The sequence below is a fragment of the Vibrio sp. Vb1127 genome, assembly GCF_033338735.1.
In the GTDB taxonomy this organism is placed as follows: domain Bacteria; phylum Pseudomonadota; class Gammaproteobacteria; order Enterobacterales; family Vibrionaceae; genus Vibrio; species Vibrio alginolyticus.
The window spans coordinates 50,399-69,056 of the sequence record NZ_JAWOTF010000004.1; the positions used below are offsets into that span (position 1 = coordinate 50,399).

The 18,658-nt window shown below is 43.6% G+C and carries 15 protein-coding genes; 8 read left to right on the forward strand and 7 right to left on the reverse strand.

Annotated features, from left to right (window positions below; translation table 11 throughout):
* Nucleotides 1-168 precede the first annotated feature (168 nt).
* Nucleotides 169-1,230, reverse strand: coding sequence for a protease SohB (gene sohB / locus R7H07_RS08125; protein WP_206959656.1), 1,062 nt, complete (start codon nt 1,228-1,230; stop codon nt 169-171).
* Nucleotides 1,231-1,484: 254 nt separating this feature from the next.
* On the opposite strand from sohB, the gene R7H07_RS08130 reads away from it, so the two are divergent.
* The 4 genes from R7H07_RS08130 to R7H07_RS08145 all read left to right on the forward strand — a co-directional run bounded on the left by R7H07_RS08130 (nt 1,485) and on the right by R7H07_RS08145 (nt 7,563).
* The gene (locus R7H07_RS08130) at nt 1,485-2,231 is read left to right on the forward strand and encodes a YciK family oxidoreductase (protein ID WP_005372980.1); all 747 of its coding nucleotides are present in this window, start codon (nt 1,485-1,487) and stop codon (nt 2,229-2,231) included.
* Between the two features lie 129 nt (nt 2,232-2,360).
* The gene (gene imuA, locus R7H07_RS08135) at nt 2,361-3,053 is read left to right on the forward strand and encodes a translesion DNA synthesis-associated protein ImuA (RefSeq protein WP_053306608.1); all 693 of its coding nucleotides are present in this window, start codon (nt 2,361-2,363) and stop codon (nt 3,051-3,053) included.
* Between the two features lie 4 nt (nt 3,054-3,057).
* The gene (locus R7H07_RS08140; protein ID WP_054729229.1) at nt 3,058-4,461 is read left to right on the forward strand and encodes a Y-family DNA polymerase; all 1,404 of its coding nucleotides are present in this window, start codon (nt 3,058-3,060) and stop codon (nt 4,459-4,461) included.
* 27 nt (nt 4,462-4,488) lie between these two features.
* Entirely contained in the window at nt 4,489-7,563 is a 3,075-nt protein-coding gene (locus R7H07_RS08145) for an error-prone DNA polymerase (RefSeq protein WP_206959654.1), read from the forward strand.
* A gap of 72 nt (nt 7,564-7,635) precedes the next feature.
* Here R7H07_RS08145 and R7H07_RS08150 read toward each other — a convergent pair whose 3' ends face one another.
* Together R7H07_RS08150 and R7H07_RS08155 are read right to left on the reverse strand one after the other, a co-directional pair.
* A complete protein-coding gene (locus R7H07_RS08150) occupies nt 7,636-8,589 on the reverse strand; it encodes a chemotaxis protein CheV (protein WP_005372976.1) in 954 nt (317 codons plus the stop codon).
* A 363-nt stretch (nt 8,590-8,952) separates the two neighbouring features.
* Nucleotides 8,953-10,170, reverse strand: coding sequence for an ROK family protein (locus R7H07_RS08155; protein ID WP_005385828.1), 1,218 nt, complete (start codon nt 10,168-10,170; stop codon nt 8,953-8,955).
* Between the two features lie 410 nt (nt 10,171-10,580).
* Between R7H07_RS08155 and pyk the strand changes: the two genes are divergently transcribed.
* Nucleotides 10,581-12,023 carry a pyruvate kinase gene (pyk, locus tag R7H07_RS08160; RefSeq protein WP_005372972.1) on the forward strand — a complete coding sequence of 481 codons (1,443 nt, stop codon included), beginning with the start codon at nt 10,581-10,583 and terminating at the stop codon, nt 12,021-12,023.
* Between the two features lie 108 nt (nt 12,024-12,131).
* On the opposite strand, the gene R7H07_RS08165 is transcribed toward pyk, so the two are convergent.
* Nucleotides 12,132-13,283 carry a patatin family protein gene (locus R7H07_RS08165; protein ID WP_005372971.1) on the reverse strand — a complete coding sequence of 384 codons (1,152 nt, stop codon included), beginning with the start codon at nt 13,281-13,283 and terminating at the stop codon, nt 12,132-12,134.
* A gap of 44 nt (nt 13,284-13,327) precedes the next feature.
* Nucleotides 13,328-13,420, reverse strand: coding sequence for a YnhF family membrane protein (locus tag R7H07_RS08170; RefSeq protein WP_005372970.1), 93 nt, complete (start codon nt 13,418-13,420; stop codon nt 13,328-13,330).
* 127 nt (nt 13,421-13,547) lie between these two features.
* Between R7H07_RS08170 and R7H07_RS08175 the strand changes: the two genes are divergently transcribed.
* The 3 genes from R7H07_RS08175 (at nt 13,548) to R7H07_RS08185 (ending at nt 16,266) form a co-directional block, all read left to right on the forward strand.
* Nucleotides 13,548-14,138 (forward strand): outer membrane protein, encoded by a 591-nt coding sequence (locus R7H07_RS08175; RefSeq protein ID WP_047103413.1) that lies wholly within the window; start codon nt 13,548-13,550, stop codon nt 14,136-14,138.
* Between the two features lie 569 nt (nt 14,139-14,707).
* Nucleotides 14,708-16,174, forward strand: a complete 1,467-nt coding sequence (locus tag R7H07_RS08180; protein ID WP_206959652.1) for a sodium-dependent transporter — start codon at nt 14,708-14,710, stop codon at nt 16,172-16,174.
* A complete protein-coding gene (locus tag R7H07_RS08185) occupies nt 16,171-16,266 on the forward strand; it encodes a MetS family NSS transporter small subunit (RefSeq protein ID WP_005372963.1) in 96 nt (31 codons plus the stop codon). The genes R7H07_RS08180 and R7H07_RS08185 overlap by 4 nt, the downstream gene beginning before the upstream one ends.
* A gap of 67 nt (nt 16,267-16,333) precedes the next feature.
* Here the strand turns inward: R7H07_RS08185 and R7H07_RS08190 are convergent, their stop codons facing one another.
* On the reverse strand, nt 16,334-16,735 hold the full coding sequence (locus R7H07_RS08190; protein ID WP_191116261.1) for a hypothetical protein: 402 nt from the start codon (nt 16,733-16,735) through the stop codon (nt 16,334-16,336).
* A 212-nt stretch (nt 16,736-16,947) separates the two neighbouring features.
* Nucleotides 16,948-18,378: a PTS glucose transporter subunit IIBC gene (gene ptsG, locus R7H07_RS08195; protein ID WP_005372959.1), complete on the reverse strand. Its 1,431-nt coding sequence runs from the start codon at nt 18,376-18,378 to the stop codon at nt 16,948-16,950.
* Nucleotides 18,379-18,658 lie beyond the last annotated feature (280 nt).

Here is an 18,658-nt window from a genome sequence, read left to right on the forward strand (position 1 = left end):
GTTTTCGAGGCGCACATTATACGGGTAATCAGTCTTTGGAGCGAGGAAAAATGTCGTGTAAAGCATTACACCTAATGCGTAATTGGATTCATCAATAAACATAAAGTTCAACAAAAACGGCGAGAGCTTCCGCCCTCGCCGTTTTAAATGTCATGAACTTAAGCTCGATTAAACAATCGGCTTTTGACCACGCTCAGCTAACTTTAAAATCACACTATCAGCGACTTTACCCGCCACACCTGCTAGCTTGTCGGCCAGTTTTTTCTTTTGTACATAATGCACAGAAAGTACAGTTTTATCTTTGCATGCCGCAACAACGATATCATCAGATGTACTAATGTCATCCACCAAACCAAGCTCTTTCGCTTGTGTGCCGAACCAGTGCTCACCAGTGGCTACTTTGTCTAGGTCCAAACTAGGACGACGCTCACGGATGAAGTCTTTAAACAAGACATGTGTTTCTTCAAGTTCTTGCTTAAACTTATCGCGCGCTTTATCGGTATTCTCACCGAACATCGTTAGCGTGCGTTTATATTCACCCGCTGTTAGTTGTTCGTACTCAATGTCATGTTTCTTCAACAGTTTGTTGAAGTTAGGAATCTGTGCGATAACGCCAATAGAACCCACAATTGCAAATGGTGCAGAAACAATTTTATCTGCTACACATGCCATCATGTAACCGCCACTTGCCGCAACTTTGTCAACAGAGATGGTCAGAGGAAGACCCGCAGCTTTGATTCGGTCCAGTTGAGAAGAGGCAAGGCCGTAACCATGAACCATACCACCGCCAGACTCTAAGCGAAGTAACACTTCATCACCTTCACGTGCGACAGCCAAAATAGCGGTGATTTCTTCACGTAGAGACGCGACTTCTTTTGCGTCTATGCTACCGTTGAAATCAAGAACAAATAGGTGTGGTTCACGCTTGCTATCTAATGAACCGTCTTTGCTCGCTTGTTTGATTTCTTTCTCGCGAGATTTGTCCTTCTCTTTTTCTTCTTTCTTGACGGCTTTATCTCGAGCCTTGATGAAAGCATCGTCATGCAAATGATGCTCTAACTGCTCAACAGATTGTTTGTGTTGCTCTGAAAGGTTGGTAATCTCTAACTCCCCTTTCGCCGCACCCGATTTGCCACCAGCCGATTTTGCAATAATGAGCAGAACAATTATCGCAGCAACCACCGTGATAATTTTGGCCAGAAACAGACCATAATCTAATAAAAATTCCAACGAGAGCTCCTTTATCTCATTTCAGATGACGTTAGTATGTTACGCAGAAACATCAGCGAGAAGGCAGCGCGGTTTGTAACCACTTGTTCTGATTGATAGCATACCTAACGAAAGTTCTGGAATTGGTATAACACATGAATTGGTGTATTGTAACCATCTTGTCACGATTACCAAGATTTTCCATTGAGAAACAGGCGTTTTTTAGCGTCAATTAACTATCATGGACCCTCTTACAATAATAAGGATTTATCGCCGTGAACTACTCCGTTTCAGCTGATGCTCTAAAAGGTAAAGTCATTCTTGTTACTGGCGCTGGTAATGGCATCGGCCGTCAAGCCGCGCTTTCTTATGCCGAGCACGGTGCAACTGTTATTCTCTTGGGTAGAAATGTGCAAAACCTTGAATCTATCTATGATGAGATTGAAGCTGCTGGCTATCCACAAGCTGCTATCATTCCATTGGATCTCAAGGGTGCAACTCAGCAGAATTACATTGATATGGCAGAGACAATCGAAGGACAGTTTGGTCGCTTGGATGGTCTATTACACAACGCAGGTGTCTTGAGTTCGCTGTGTCCATTTGATCAAATCAAAGAGGAAGACTTCGACGATATCATGCAGATCAACGTGAAAGCCGAAGTGCTAATGACTCAAGCATTACTGCCTGTGATGCGTAAATCAGAAGCTGGGCGTATTATCTTTACCTCTTCAACTGTCGGCCACTCTGGCCGCGCATTCTGGGGGCCATACGCTATCTCTAAATTTGCCGTAGAAGGCATGATGCAAGTTTTAGCTGACGAGCTGAGTGATACACCGATCCGCGTTAACGCAATTAACCCTGGTGCCACTCGTACTCGCATGCGTGAAAAAGCATATCCGGGTGAAGATGCGAATACTCTCAAAACGCCACTGGATATCATGCCGCTATATTTGCACTTAATGGATCCTGCGGTTACCGATGTGAACGGTCAGTGCATCGACGCTCAACCGAAGCGTAAATAACTCATTCAGGTTACCTCACATAATCGATTGAAAAGGCAGCAAACGCTGCCTTTTTTCATTTCTCTCTTCATAAAAATCTTGCGACTTTCTCCCACAGAAATATACTGTACATATATACAGGTATTTATTATGCAAGATATTATTCAGAACTTAAAAAGCCAACACCTTGTTTGGCAAGCAAATTTAACGAAAGCAGATCCTCAGCAGTTGCAGACTAGTTCCGGTTTTTCTGAATTAGATGATTTGCTCGGCGGAGGCTTTCCACCTCATGGTGTAGTGGAGATGGAATCTATTGGTAGTATTGGTGAATTGCGTTTGCTCGCTCCCTATTTAAAAGCCACTCAGACCAATGGTGTGACCGCATTTATTCAACCACCTGCGCTAGTGAATTCTCTGTTTTTACACTACATCGGGTTGGATATAAACCAAGTGTGGGTCGTTACTCCAACTCACCCCAAAGACGCTCTTTGGGCTGCAGAGCAATGTCTGAAAAGTGGGGTATGCAGTAATGTTTTGTTATGGCAAGAAGAGCTTGAAATACATCAAGTGAAACGCTTACAGGTAGCGAGTGAACAAGGTACTTGCCCTCTCTTTATGCTTAAAACAGATACTATCAACCGCTTGTCTTTGCCTGTGTCACTCAGTTTAAAACTGAAAGGCGACGAGCAAGGGATTCATGTTGAAGTGCTGAAAAGGAAAGGAGGCTGGAATAGAGGTAGCGTTAGTATCGGCTTCCAACACCATTACCCGCAACTGGTGAAACCATCATCTGAAACTGTGCACTCGACTGTGGTCAATTTCCCACTGGCGAACCAAGGTTAGTGATATGGCTCTGTGGATTTACTTGCACTTCCCTCGCCTGCAGCTAGACGCACTCTTTGGTGATAACCAAGAACAACCCGTGGTGATTGTCGAAAGCCAACGTTGCCAGATTCTTCAATACAACGAGATTGCCGAACAACAAGGCATTAAACCAGGTATGGGCCTAGGCAGTGCTGCGTCCTTGTGTCGAGATTTACAAGTGCATCCTTATCATCCGCACACCGAATGGAGCAAGTTACAAGAAATTGCTCAATGGCTGTATTTGATCACATCTGACGTTGTGTTGATGCCAAACCAAGGTATTTTACTGCGTGCTACTCCAATGCTCGCTCTGTATGAAGGGCTTGAAAACTATTGGAATAAAGTCAGAGCTCACTTATCGGAGCTGAAACTGAGTTTTCAATTCGGATGTGGTTTTTCGCCTTTTGCTGCCAAATTGATGGCAATATCAGGAGCGAACGTCATCAGTGAAGACAAATCTGCCATACAAAAAGCTTTATCACCACTACCGTTAAAACTGACAGATTTATCAAACGCTACCGTAGAGAAGTTACAACGTGTAGGTGTCACCACATTGCAAAACCTGCTTGAACTGCCATTGCAAGACATCGCACGACGCTTTGATATCGATTTGGTGAACTACGTTGGTCGACTGACTGGGCAGTTTAAACACCCTGTCGACTTTTATCACCCTACCGAATCCTTCCAAGTTTATTTAGAGCTCTTGTTTGAGATCGAAAACGTTCAGTGGATTGAAAAGCCGTTGGCCAAATTACTTCGTCAACTCGAAACCTTTCTTAAATTAAGAGATAAGGTCGCTTTTGAACTGTGTTTAACACTCCACCAGCGTGAGAAACAAGAGCAACACCTTCAACTCACTTCTGCGCAAGGTGATTACCTATGTCAGCGTTGGCAACAGTTAGCGAGTTTAAGCTTAGAATCACTCTCGCTTAATGGCCCAGTCACAGGGCTAACGTTAAAAGTCATCCGTCAAGGTGAGCCTCTTAGTGCATCACGCGATCTCTTTGCTGGGCAGAAAGGAAACATGAATGCTTTAGAGCTGCTCTCTTTACTGCAAGCTAAATTGGGAAAAAGTGCCGTTTTAAAACCCAATATTGCTTGCGATCCTAGACCAGAAAAGGCCAGTCAGTATCGCCCTGCTGATGCTCCGGATGAAAAGGGGCACGCCATACCATCCATACTACGCCCAGCAATGCAATTACCGACTCCCATTGTATTGCAAGAGCAAGTTTCTTTGGTCCACGGACCTGAGCGAATAGTTTCTGGGTGGTGGGATGGTGATGAGATCATGCGTGATTACTACATTGCACACACCAAGCAAGGCCGCTGGTTATGGATATTTCGCGATCAGCACAAGCACTGGTTTCTTCATGGCTATTTTTGTTAAATCGACAGTTATTTTTGTTGGGTCATTATGAGTTACGCGGAACTATTTTGTCAGTCTAACTTCTCTTTTTTGACTGGGGCTTCTCATGCAGAAGAGCTGGTACTCCAAGCTGCTTTCTATCGCTATCAAGCTCTAGCTATAACGGATGAATGTTCAGTCGCGGGCGTTGTCAAAGCCCATGCAACCATCGAACAACATAAACTCGATATCAAACAAATCGTTGGAAGTATGTTTTGGTTAAATGATGAATGCCAAATCGTACTGCTTTGCCCTTGTCGCAAGGCTTATGCCGAGTTGTGTCGTATCATCACAAACGCAAGGAGACGCAGTGAAAAAGGCAACTATCAACTGTTCGAATGGGATTTGATGTCGGTTCGACATTGTTTGGTATTGTGGCTGCCCACACATCAAGAGAGTGATCACTATTGGGGGCGCTGGCTCAATCAACACCACGCTAATCGTTTGTGGGTAGCGATTCAGCGCCATTTGAGTAACAACGATACTGAATACATTGCGCACTGCGAGCAGTTAGCACATGAATTTCAATTACCTATAACTGCCTGCGGAGGCGTTCTCATGCATGATGTTGAACGCTTGCCATTACAGCATGTACTTACTGCTATAAAGCATGGGTGTAGCGTCGATAAACTCGGTTTTGATCGTATTTCGAATACTGAGCGAGCACTTCGTCCTTTTAAAAAGTTGATTCGGATTTACAAACCAGAATGGCTGGAAGAAAGCACTTACATCGCCGATTTATGCGAGTTTAAGCTCTCCGATTTAAAATACGAATATCCTACCGAGCTGATCCCAGATGGTTACACACCCGACTCTTACTTACGTATGTTGGTCGAACGCGGTAAAAAGCTGCGTTTTCCTGAAGGCGTGCCCGCAGAAGTCAATCAAACCATCGAGAATGAACTGGCGCTTATTCAAGAGCTGAAATACCACTATTACTTCCTTACTATTCACGACATCGTAATGTTCGCGAAACAGCAAGGCATTCTTTACCAAGGGCGAGGTTCCGCTGCAAACTCTGTGGTGTGTTATTGCCTGGAAATTACCGCCGTCGATCCTCGACAAATCGCTGTCTTATTCGAACGATTTATCAGTAAAGAACGTAAGGAACCGCCGGATATTGATGTGGACTTTGAACACGAGCGCCGTGAAGAAGTTATCCAGTATATTTACAAAAAATATGGCCGTGAGCGTGCAGCACTTGCTGCAACAGTGATCAGCTATCGCTTTAAAAGTGCCGTGCGTGAAGTCGGTAAAGCACTAGGGATTGAAGAGACCCAATTAGATTTTTTCATTAAGAACGTTAATCGCCGAGATCGCAGCCAAGGCTGGCAAGCTCAAATTATTGAACTTGGCTTACAACCAGAATCTCTCAAAGGGCAGCAATTTATCCAATTGGTCAACGAGATCATTGGCTTCCCACGCCATTTATCTCAGCACGTAGGTGGCTTTGTAATTTCATCTGGCCCTTTATATGAGTTGGTACCTGTTGAAAATGCCTCGATGGAAGATCGCACTATCATTCAATGGGATAAAGACGATTTAGAAAGCTTGAAGCTACTAAAAGTCGATGTGCTCGCACTCGGCATGTTAAACGCCATCAAAAAATGCTTTCAGCTGGTCGAGAAACATCACCAGCGATCCCTCTCTATTTCCGAAATCACTCGCCGACAAGATGATCCACACGTGTATCGCATGATCCAAAAAGCTGACACGATAGGCGTATTCCAAATTGAATCTCGTGCACAAATGAGCATGCTTCCTCGCCTAAAGCCTGCTTGTTATTACGACTTAGTGATTCAAATTGCAATTGTTCGTCCAGGCCCTATTCAGGGTGATATGGTGCATCCTTTTTTAAAACGACGAGATCACAAAGAGCCTGTCAGTTATCCATCGGAAGAAGTAAAAAGCGTTCTTGAGCGGACTATGGGCGTCCCTATTTTCCAAGAGCAAGTCATCAAGCTAGCCATGGTAGCCGCAGGGTTTAGCGGCGGCGAGGCCGATCAACTCCGTCGAGCGATGGCATCATGGAAAAAGAATGGCGATCTCGCTAAATTCAGACCAAAACTGATCAATGGTATGCAAGAGAGAGGTTATGACTTAGCGTTTGCTGAGCGCATTTTCGATCAGATTTGCGGCTTTGGTGAGTACGGCTTCCCTGAAAGTCATTCAGCGTCTTTCGCAGTGCTGGCATATTGTTCTGCATGGTTAAAATATTATTACCCAGCCGAATTTTACACTGCATTGTTGAACAGCCAACCAATGGGATTTTATAGCCCATCGCAATTAGTACAAGATGCTCACCGACATGGCGTCGAAGTATTGCCGGTGTGCGTCAATCATTCAAAATATCAACATCATCTCGTCTCACGTCCGAATGGCAGGCTCGGCGTGCAACTTGGTTTTCGCTTGGTGAAAGGCTTTAACGCAGAAAGCGCACAAAGGCTTATTGAGCGCAAACCACTTAATGGTTACCGATCGATTCAAGAAGTAAAGCAGGTATTAAGAAGCCGAAGTGACATTGAATTATTGGCTTCAGCCAATGCATTTCAGGCCTTATCGGGAAATCGTTATAACGCTCGCTGGGCAGCAATGGATTCCTTATCTGACCTACCATTGTTTCACAAGGTCGAAGAACCCAATGTTAGCTACCAGACTCGACCCTCTGAATATGAAAATTTAGTTGAGGATTACGCAAGCACGGGACTATCTCTTAGCCGCCATCCAATTAAATTATTAGAAGAAACGGGCAAACTCCCTCACTTTACCCGCATGAGGCAACTGACAGAGAAACCGCATAAGTCACTGGTCACAGTGGTAGGTGTGGTAACAGGAAGACAATCTCCAGGCACCGCCGCTGGCGTGACATTTTTTACGTTAGAAGATGACACGGGCAACATTAATGTGGTCGTTTGGCAAGCGACAGCACGAGCCCAAAAGCAAGCGTATTTAGGCGCTAAAGTATTAATGGTGAAAGGCATTCTTGAAAGAGAGGGAGAAGTCACGCACGTTATTGCTGGTAAGTTGATTGATTGCACGCACTACTTGAACAATCTACAAAGTAAATCTCGGGATTTCCATTAGTACAGAGGAATTAAGGAGAGAGATGTTAAAAATCAGAGAGAGGTGCGCTCCCTCTGATTTCACTAGATCTAATCATGCACTTTTAGAAAGCATCTGGCGTAATCGGTCTTGAGCAACTTCAACCAGCAGATCCGGTTGGAATTTAGATATAAAGCGATCACAGCCTACTTTTTGTACCATGGCTTCATTAAAACTACCGCTCAGAGAAGTGTTCAATGTGATAAACAACTTAGACATACGTGGATCTTGGCGCACTTCATGGGTCAGTTTATAACCATCCATTTCAGGCATTTCAGCATCCGTAATCATCATCAACAGCTCTTTTTCTACATCTTTACCTTCATCACACCAACGTTTTAAAACCGTTAACGCTTCTAGCCCGTCACGACACTCGATGATATTCATACCTAATTGAGAAAGCGTATCGCGAACTTGATTACGAGCTGTAGAGGAATCATCCACAATCAGAACATTACGCCCGACCATTGCTTGGGCCAATTCTTGATCGAGAATGTCCTCCGAGATAGTCACGTCGTAATGTACGATCTCTGCTAAAACTTTTTCAACGTCAATAATTTCGACAATTTGAGAGGCATCCCCCTCTTTGATTTGCGTGATAGCCGTGAGGTAATTCGAGCGACCAGACGTGGAAGGAGGCGGCTGAATTTCAGTCCATGCCGTATTAATAATGTTTTTAACCGGACCGACTAAGAAGCCCTGCACCGTGCGGTTGTACTCTGTCACGATCAAATTTTCTTCTTCCGCTTCACCACGTAAAGCAGGAAAACCAATTGCGCCTCGTAAATCAATCACTGGTACCGCTTCACCTCGTAGAGAAGCAACCCCACGAATATTGTAGTGCGATCCTGGGAGCTTGGTTAACGGCGGAAGCTTGATGACCTCTTTCACTTTGAACACATTAATCGCAAATAATTGGCGACTATTTAAAGTGAACAGCAGAAGCTCTAGTCGATTTTCACCAACCAAGTTTGTACGCTGGTCAACCGTATTTAACACTCCGGACATACTACTACCTAAATTATGGATAATTCTTATTTTACTCGAAATCAGTACAGACACAGCAAGGTTATATAACCAAATAACCTTAAAATATTTGGCTTTTCGAGCACAGCTTTAAAGTACAACAGTTTTAGCGTATTACTTCTCTTTGCATCAGACGCAAAGTCACGCAGCACATTGAAAGCCATTTTGTTTATTTACTTGAGCTTTTTAGGAAATTACATGAATGGCGCAGATATAGCAATGCAACATAACTCAAATTCCCTTTCTAGTAATAGGCGATCAAAAAGGGTGAGCCGTTAAGTCTCACCCTAAATCACCTACAAATGCAGTCTCAACAGCCAGGCACATCATCATGTTAAAAAGTACTTAACCTTCCACAACCTTCATCAATAGTTGACCATCGTACAACGCTTGCTTAATCAACGCGGCACCAGGCATTGTGGCTTGCTTATAGAAACGAGACTCCACCAGCTCAAGATCTTGGTGATAAACAGGTAAACTCTGTTCTTCGATACAGCGACGAACCGCAGGATAAAGCACATCTTTTGCTTGGTTAATCACACCACCGATCAAGATTTTCTCAGGGTTAAATAAGTTGATCACAATAGCAATTGCAGAGCCTAAGTAGCGTCCAAGTTTTTCAATCACATCGACGGCCAAAGGATCACCGTTTGCAGCGGCTTCACAAATGCTCTCAATACTCATTTCCTCTTGTTTAGCAAGAATAGAGTCTTCGCCATCAGCGATTCGTCTTACGACTTCTTCACGAATTGCCTGAGAACTGGCAACGGTTTCCAAACAGCCTATATTGCCGCAATGACAACGTTTTCCATTTGGGTCAATTTGAATATGCCCGAGTTCACCAATGTTACCGTGACGGCCTTGCAAAACGCGCCCATCCAGAATGATGCCCGCACCTAAACCGTGGTGGATAGAGATAAGAACGGAGTTGTCATTATCTTGAGAATGACCAAAAAGCTTTTCTGCTAATGCCCAAGCTCGCGTGTCATTGGCAATGAAAACTGGCAAGCCCGTTGCTTTGTATATCTCTGGTCCAAGAGCAAGATTTTCGACATTGTAATGAGGCATCTGCAAAACGACACCTTGCTCTGAGTTCACGAGACCAGGCAGCGTAAGGGCAATACTGGTAACCCGATCAAGTTGATCCGCGTAAGTCTGAAAGAATTCATCAATTTCGTAAAGCAGGCGCTCAAGCACATCGTCTTGATCAAGCTCGTGTATCTCGATTTTAGTATCGATCAGTACATCACCGCCTAACTCATGCAAAGCAATGGTTAAATAACCTCGCCCCAAACGCATTGACAAAAATTGCCAGCCTTCATTATTGACCTGCAAACCGACAGCAGGTCGACCACGACTCGTCGCTTCTTGTACTGTCGTTTCATGAATCAAGTGCGCTTCAATTAATTCTCGAGTGATTTTGGTGATACTAGCAGGAGCAAGCTCACTCTGCTTGGACAAATCAATTCGAGAAATAGGACCTTTTAGGTCAATTAGTTTATATACACGACCAGCATTGACCTGTTTGATATGATCAATATGGCCCGGTTGAGCCATGTACATCTTGCACTCCGAAATTCTATAACGGGACAATTTTTTTACTTTGCGAACTAATTGTGAAGTGAATTAATAAATCCCCGTGACAAGCATCACGTATAAACCTGTTTGTTTGTGTATTCAATCAAATAACGAAGAATCTACTCCTGTTAAATTGTTTGAAAAATAACTTATTTTTATTCACTAAATTATGAAGTAATGCCTTTAAAGCAGCGTATTTTTATCAATAAGGCCATTGCCTGTTGAATATCTGTCTGTTTTACCGGGGTTACTCTTAATGTAAACATTCTGTGCATATACTTATATTCAAGTAGCTTTAAGGTGTGGGCTCAGCAACGAGGCTAACCTTGAGAGCGATTGCGTAAAGTAAGGATAGAGTTCAAGTTACCTGTACACACACATTCATCGGAGAATCTATGACTTCCAAATTAAGACGAACAAAAATTGTCACTACGCTGGGTCCTTCAACGGATAAGGACAATATACTTGAGGAGATCATCAAAGCCGGTGCAAACGTTGTCCGTATGAATTTTTCACATGGAACCAGTGAAGACCACATTCAACGTGCGAACAAAGTCCGTACCATTGCAGCAAGACTTGGGCGTCAGGTTGCAATTCTTGGTGACTTACAAGGCCCTAAAATCCGTGTATCAACGTTTAAAGACGGCCAAGTCATTTTGAATGTGGGCGATAAATTCACATTAGATAGTGATTTACCAAAAGGTGAAGGCAATCAAGAATCTGTAGGGTTAGATTATAAAGAACTACCGCAAGATGTTTCACCAAATGACATTTTATTACTCGATGATGGACGCGTTCAGCTGCAAGTTACCAAAGTAGAGGGTAATAAAGTTCATACCCGTGTGATTGTCGGTGGTCCACTGTCCAACAATAAAGGGATCAACAAAAAAGGCGGCGGATTGTCAGCCGATGCGCTCACAGAGAAAGATAAAGCCGACATTCTTACCGCCGCAGCAATTCAAGTAGACTACCTTGCTATTTCATTCCCGCGTAACGGCGAAGACATGCATTACGCTCGACGCTTAGCCAGAGATGCAGGCCTTGAAGCCATGTTAGTGGCTAAAGTCGAACGAGCAGAAACCGTCGCGACCAATGAGTCTATTGACGACATTATTCTCGCATCCGATGTAGTGATGGTTGCACGTGGTGACCTTGGTGTAGAAATCGGTGACCCTGAGCTCATAGGTGTCCAGAAAAAACTGATTCGCCGCGCACGCAGTTTAAACCGTATCGTGATTACTGCGACACAAATGATGGAGTCCATGATTACTAGCCCAATGCCAACGCGTGCTGAAGTGATGGATGTGGCCAATGCGGTTCTAGACGGCACTGACGCGGTGATGCTTTCTGGAGAGACCGCTGCAGGTAAATATCCTGTAGAAACGGTCAAATCCATGGCCGAAGTATGTGTGGGGGCAGAAAAAATGTCGGAGGCAAGTCTATCAACCTATCGCTTAGATAGAACCTTCGAAACCGCTGAAGAAACCATCGCAATGGCAACCATGTACTCTGCGAATCACATGGAAGGAATTAAAGCGATGATCTCGTTAACTGAGTCCGGCAGGACTGCGTTGATGATGTCTCGCTTAAGCTCTGGCTTGCCAATATTTGCCTTATCACGGAATGAATCGACACTAAATCGAGCAGCATTATACCGAGGCGTGACACCTGTATATTTCGAGTCAAAAAGTGATGCGGGTTTACCAACGGCTCAAGCAGCTATTACTAGCCTTAAAGAGCAAGGGTTCTTGCACAAAGGTGATTTAGTCATTATTACTCAAGGCGATGTAATGGATGTTGTTGGCTCAACCAACTGCATGCGCATTCTACAAGCGTAGTCGTTATACCTAACCGGAGTTAACCACAAGAACCCGCAAATAAGGCTCCGAAAATGGAGCCTTATTTATATGCTTTGTATATTGCGCACATCGTGAACGTAAGAAGGTTTATGCACTCTCTCTACCATCAATTTCAACATCCAGCTGGTCATAGAGTTGAACTAGGTTAAACCCAGCTTGAAGCCCAAGTTGATAGTCATGCTCTAGTGACTCTTGGTCACTTAACAAAGAAGAAGAACGAAGTCCCTCTTTAGGCGCAACTTGTAAAATAAAAGTGTCGTCAGGTGGAGCAGATATAAAGGCCTGAGTGAGCTCAAATGTTTGATAATGAATCATCAGCATGTCGGCTAAACCTGAATCAAAATTCTCACCAATCAGATGACTTAAACGATACAAGTTATCGGCACCGAACAACCAACGACCTCCATTTAACAGCATTTTCCCTGCAAGCTTCGATTGATGTGCTGCATTAATTTTTTGTTGGAAGAACGACGCCCAATCCAGCTTCCACTGATTCACTTTTTGCTGCCATGATTGCTGTACTGAGTTGATAGACTCTCGATACCATTCGACAGGCACATCCCCCACTTCACTTTGGGCTCTCGCTTCAATCTCTGAAAACGGCTCTGTGCGAATGACAATAATGTTGCGAGCATTCTGACGCCACGCTTCTTGAACAGGGATAGAGGCAGACACGCCGCCATCAACAAACTTATTGCCATTTACGTCGACAGGTCCGTGGTACAACTTGGGAATCGCACATGTCGCTAGCATAGTGTTAAACCACGAGTCATCCAAGATTGGTAGATATTGATCTGATAGCGTCTCTATATTCGTTACCGCAGCAAACGCTCCTCGTTTTCCCAATGCACTGCGACCTAAATCAAGGTCAAGCTTGTATGGGAAATCTTGAATCCGTTCTAATGCCCACTCTAAACCTAAGTACTGCTGCTTTCGGATATAGCGAAACAGATTAAAAAATTCAGGAGACGTTGTCAGCTCGGTAATAAAAGCTTTGCCCATGCCATGTTGACGACACAAGTAAGAACATAAGTTAAGTGCTCCGGCAGAGGTGCCATAGAATTCATCGAAAGGATCGAAGTTGGAAAGTAAAAAGGCGTCTAAAACGCCAGCGGTAAAAATCCCTCTCTGCCCTCCACCTTGCGTGACTAAAGCAGTTTTACCATGCCTAAAGTGCTCATAAACTTTTACATCAAGCTCTGCATGGCTTTCTGTGATTATACCGCTGTTACGTATCATAGGCTCACGCCATTTTGTTAAAACGTTTGGTAAAAGTGGTTATCTTAAGCTGTTGTAATAGCAATGATGCCAAATGACAAAAGCACTGCAAAAACAGTCACCACAATGATTAATGCGGATTTTAGATCGTGTTCCATAAACACCTCCTTAATATGTAACAAATTAATAACACCGGTGTGAAATATGTTCAAGATTTGCTTAATTTAGTCGCGCAATTTTGACTAACCCATCACAATTAGCTTAGTCATAATAAGGAGATAGGGCATGAACCAAAAACTCAGCTGGCTAGTAGGAATCATGATGATGAGTACTGCTATCAATGCACAAGCGAATATCATCGTTACACCATACATAGGCTATACAGGAGGCGGCCAAGTAGAGGATGAAAGTGGTAATACATACGATCTCGACCCCGCAGTGAACTACGCTCTTTCAGTCGAGACTCCCTTAGAAAAAGGAAGGATCGGATTGTTTTACTCCAATCAATCGACGGAACTTGAAAAGCTGTCCAACTCAGCAGATATCCATTATCTGCACTTCCAAAGCAGCATGTACTATCCTGTCGCAGAAAATTGGCAAACCTATATCGGTGTAGGTTTGGGCGCTTCTTATGCCGATGTGGATTGGGTAGACAAAAAATACGGATTTTCGGCTAGCGCTTTTGCAGGGCTGGAATATGAATTTTCAAAGAACTTTGCATTAACAGCCCAACTGAGATGGTTAGGAACGGTCGTTGATAACGATACATCTGGCGCCTGCAATCTACCTAATGACGGCTCAAACTGTATCATTAAGTTCGATACTGATTGGATGAACCAATTCCAATCAAATGTCGGTTTTAGTTTCCGCTTCTAATTTTTATGCATGTTCCTTTGTAGGACTCGTCACAAAGAACGCTGAACGAGTCCTGCACAGAGCCGATAAAGGATATCGTCTAAACACCATTGTTTGGCAAAGTAACGAAGCATCATCTAGATAGGTGCACAAAAGATAGCCGTACGCCCTAATTAATCAAAATAGTCTTAAACACCAAAGCAATTATTAGATCCCAGTCATTTATTCCAGACAAACAACCACCTACCCACACAAAACCACAATCAAACTCAAATTTAACAAGATTAAAACCAGACAACGTATCTGAATTAACATTTAGATTCTATTGCGCTAAGTATTATTAGAAGTTAGTCTGATCAGTGAAAACAGATAAATATTTCAGTTTTATCAAACACACATCAAAATTTTAAGATTAATAATCTACTTTCTCTTACAGTAGACAGAATATAGCTCTATAAAATTATAATAAGTTAGAATTAAGGATAGAAAAGCTGATGGATAACAGCGGTCCTTTCTTCCAACTGTTTGCGCAATTATTACTGTGTTACGTAGAGAGCTTCATTCCTCAGGGAGTCTTATAGGAGTCAAATATGAAGCGAGAACAATGGGGATCCCGGGCGGGATTCATCTTAGCAGCAGTTGGGTCTGCTATCGGTTTGGGAAACATTTGGCGTTTCCCATACATGGCCTATGAAAACGGTGGCGGCGCATTTTTTATTCCTTACATTTTTGCCATGATCACTGCCGGTATTCCATTTATGATCCTTGAGTTCAGTATGGGACAAAAATACCGAGGCTCGGCACCAAAAACACTTGCGAAAATTCATTCTAAATTTGAATGGCTTGGCTGGTTCCAAGTTGGTGTGGCTGCAGTTATTGCCGTTTACTATGTGGCTGTTATCGGTTGGTCGATTTCTTACTTTGGGTTGTCGTTCACTCAAGGTTGGGGAACCGATACCAACGCATTTTTCTTTAGTGAATACCTAAAGCTAGGTGACAACTCACCAACAGACTTAGGCAGTATTCAATGGAAGATTGCTTTATCCATGGTGATTGCTTGGGCAATTACTTACACCGCTATTGCCAAAGGCGTGAAATCAGGAATTGAACGAGCATCTAAAATTATGATGCCAATCCTATTCTTGATGGTGATTTTCTTAATCGGACGTATGATTTTCTTGCCAGGAGCTCTAGATGGCGTGAACTACATGTTCGAACCCGATTTCAGCAAAATTTGGGATGTGAAAGTATGGGCAGCGGCATATGGTCAGATCTTCTTTACGCTAAGTATCGGCTTCGCCATCATGCTAGCTTACTCTAGCTACCTACCAGAAAAGTCGGACATAACGAATAACGCGTTTATGACTGTGTTGATCAACTGTGGCTTCTCGATCCTAGCCGGCATCATGATCTTCTCAGTATTGGGTTACATGGCTCAAGAGCAAGGTAAGCCGTTAACAGAGGTGGTATCTGCAGGCGTTGGCTTGGCTTTTGTTACTTTACCTGCGGCAATTAACCTACTACCTGCCCCATATATTCTTGGTCCACTGTTCTTCTTTGCACTGGTGGTTGCGGGTCTAAGTTCGCATATTTCAATTATGGAAGCCGTAACTTCAGCCATTATCGACAAGCTGAAGTGGAGCCGTAAAAAAGCTGCAAATGTTGTGATTGGTATTGGCTTCGTTGTCTCTATGGCGTTTGCTACCAATGGCGGTCTGCTGCTACTCGATCTAGTAGACCACTTTGCAAACAACGTTGGCATCATGGTTGGTGGTCTGGTTGAGATTGTCTTGATGGCGTGGCTATTGAAGCGCGTGCCAGAAGTACGTAATTACGTTAACGAGCGCTCTGATTTCTCTGTTGGTCAATGGTTCGAGATCTGCTTACGCTTCGTTACACCAATCATGCTCGCCATTATCTTAGCGACCAAGCTATACGCCCTAATTACTGAAGGCTACGGTGGCTATGATCTAACTTTAGGCTGGGCACTTATCGCCGCACTCTTTATCTTTGGTCTAGTGATCAACGCAGTGAACCACAAGGAGACAGCAAAATGACAATCAGCGCAATTATTATGATGGTTATTGGTTTAGGTATCACTTGGGGCGGCGCTGCCGTTTGCATCAAGCGAGCCATGGATAAACAATAGAACGTTAAGTTCCACATAAAAACGCCGGTAGTTACCGGCGTTTTTTTATACATACATTAGTTCAATTCTAGAAACTGTACTTGATGCCAACGGCGCCGCCAAGTTGCAAGTCAGCACCTTTGTAAAGATCTAGCTCTGGGTGTATTTGACCATAAAGGTCCCAGCCGCGTGATAAATCCCAGTTCACACCAAGTGGTACTCTCACACCAAACTCGTCATCCCATTCATACCAGCCACCAACGCCGACATACCAAGTCACAGGCATGTTTTGATCGAATGTTCCACGCTTAGCGATGTAATCAAACGCCATACCATCGTTTCCGATAATGCCACGATATTTGTTATCTAACTCTACAACAACACTTAATTGTTGATCGACAGCCATACCAACTGATAGATCCGTTGGCTCGCTTGCCGCCATTGCCGTACTAGAAACTAGTCCCAAAACTAAAGTGAATTTGTTCTTCATACACGTTATCAATTATTCAAAAAAACATTATTCGCTATTCAAACATAATGGCATATCAATATGTCAACGATGGGTAAGCTCGATGTATGAAAAAGCTGACAAAAGTAAAGATGAGTTTAGGATCACACTAAAAAGGAACTGTCAGTTAATAAAATAGGAACTAAAAAAGGAGGCCGAAGCCTCCTTTTATGCATTACTATGAATGACTGCGATTAACCGTGGTTACGAATCCACTCATCCATTTCAGTTTTTAGGTTATCAGACTTAGTACCGAAGATAGCCTGTACACCACCAGCTACAACTACAACACCAGCAGCGCCTAGTTGTTTTAGCTTGTCTTGGTCAACAGCTGCTGTATCTGCAACTGCTACACGTAGACGTGTGATACATGCATCTAGACCAGTAATGTTAGCTTTACCGCCAAACGCTGCAACCAGTTCACCGCCCATATCAGAGCCAGAAGTTACAGCTGCACTTTCCGTTTCATCTTCACGGCCAGGTGTTTTTAGGTCAAGCGCTGTGATTACACCACGGAACACTACGTAGTAAATTACTGCGTAAACTAGACCAACGGCAATCATTAGCACCATCTTCTGAGCGTTACCAGATAGAACTAGGAAGTCGATCAGACCGTGAGAGAAAGAAGTACCGTGTACAAAGCCTAGAGTGTTCGAAACGATGTATGCAGAACCAGCTAGTAGAGCGTGGATACCGTATAGTAGTGGAGCAACGAATAGGAATGAGAATTCGATTGGCTCAGTAATACCAGTTAGGAATGAAGTCAGTGCAGCTGACGCCATGATACCCATTACTTTTGCACGGTTTTCTGGTTTAGCACAATGAGCAATTGCGATTGCTGCAGCTGGTAGACCGAACATCTTGAACATGTAACCACCCGCTAGCTGACCGAAGCCATTACCAGCAGCACGAGATGCTTCATCAGCAACTAGGTAACAAGTTAGTACACCATTTTGAGCTTCACCGGCAGCGTTAACACAAGAACCTGCTTCGAAGAAGAACGGTACGTTCCAGACGTGGTGTAGACCGAATGGGATTAGAGAGCGCTCAACAACACCGTAGATACCGAATGCTAGCTGTGGGTTTTGGTGTGCAGCCCAATCAGAGAATGCAGAAATTGCACCGCCAATTGGTGGCCAGATAACAGAAAGGATAACACCTAGGATGATCGCAGCAAAACCAGTGATGATTGGCACTGCGCGCTTACCAGCGAAGAAGCCAAGGTACTCTGGAAGTTGGATTTTGAAGAAACGGTTGAATGCCCAAGCAGCCACACCACCGACAAGGATACCACCTAGTACACCTGTATCGATTTTCTCAACACCCATAACGCCCGCCATTACACCTAGCGTTGCCGTCATGATGCCGTAACCAACGATAGCTGCAAGACCTGCAACACCGTCGTTGTTAGTGAAGCCTAGCGCTACACCTACTGCAAATAGAAGTGCCATTTGGCCGAATACTGAACCACCAGCTTGTTCCATAAGATTAGAAACGATCTCTGGAATAAAGCTTAGATGGGCAGCACCCACACCTAATAAAATACCTGCAACTGGTAAAACTGATACTGGAAGCATCAGAGCCTTACCAACTTTTTGCAGGTTAGCAAAAAGGTTCTTAAACATGTTTATGCTCCTGATAAATTTATAAGTATTATTTGGGCACTAACGGCACACCCCCGTAGCCTAAAGGTTAGCACCCAATGAAAATGTAACCACAACTGCATTATATTTTCCGGCTCTAAATATATATTGATGACCCTCAAACTTTCCACACAGTTACGAAATTTAGTTTCAAAACAAGTCTTGGATCACACCCAAAAACAGCCGATGAAAAGGTTTGCATTGCACTTATATTACTGTTTTATAAAGAATTAATTATTTATATAATTAATTTTAAGGCGTA

Bases quoted from the DNA above. Each gene is read 5' to 3' on its own strand.
- imuA (WP_053306608.1), top strand. From the start codon at position 2,361: ATGCAAGATATTATTCAGAACTTAAAAAGCCAACACCTTGTTTGGCAA.
- R7H07_RS08140 (WP_054729229.1), top strand. From the start codon at position 3,058: ATGGCTCTGTGGATTTACTTGCACTTCCCTCGCCTGCAGCTAGACGCA.
- R7H07_RS08145 (WP_206959654.1), top strand. From the start codon at position 4,489: ATGAGTTACGCGGAACTATTTTGTCAGTCTAACTTCTCTTTTTTGACT.
- R7H07_RS08150 (WP_005372976.1), bottom strand. From the start codon at position 8,589: ATGTCCGGAGTGTTAAATACGGTTGACCAGCGTACAAACTTGGTTGGT.
- R7H07_RS08155 (WP_005385828.1), bottom strand. From the start codon at position 10,170: ATGTACATGGCTCAACCGGGCCATATTGATCATATCAAACAGGTCAAT.
- pyk (WP_005372972.1), top strand. From the start codon at position 10,581: ATGACTTCCAAATTAAGACGAACAAAAATTGTCACTACGCTGGGTCCT.
- R7H07_RS08165 (WP_005372971.1), bottom strand. From the start codon at position 13,283: ATGATACGTAACAGCGGTATAATCACAGAAAGCCATGCAGAGCTTGAT.
- R7H07_RS08170 (WP_005372970.1), bottom strand. From the start codon at position 13,420: ATGGAACACGATCTAAAATCCGCATTAATCATTGTGGTGACTGTTTTT.
- R7H07_RS08175 (WP_047103413.1), top strand. From the start codon at position 13,548: ATGAACCAAAAACTCAGCTGGCTAGTAGGAATCATGATGATGAGTACT.
- R7H07_RS08180 (WP_206959652.1), top strand. From the start codon at position 14,708: ATGAAGCGAGAACAATGGGGATCCCGGGCGGGATTCATCTTAGCAGCA.
- R7H07_RS08185 (WP_005372963.1), top strand. From the start codon at position 16,171: ATGACAATCAGCGCAATTATTATGATGGTTATTGGTTTAGGTATCACT.
- R7H07_RS08190 (WP_191116261.1), bottom strand. From the start codon at position 16,735: ATGAAGAACAAATTCACTTTAGTTTTGGGACTAGTTTCTAGTACGGCA.
- ptsG (WP_005372959.1), bottom strand. From the start codon at position 18,378: ATGTTTAAGAACCTTTTTGCTAACCTGCAAAAAGTTGGTAAGGCTCTG.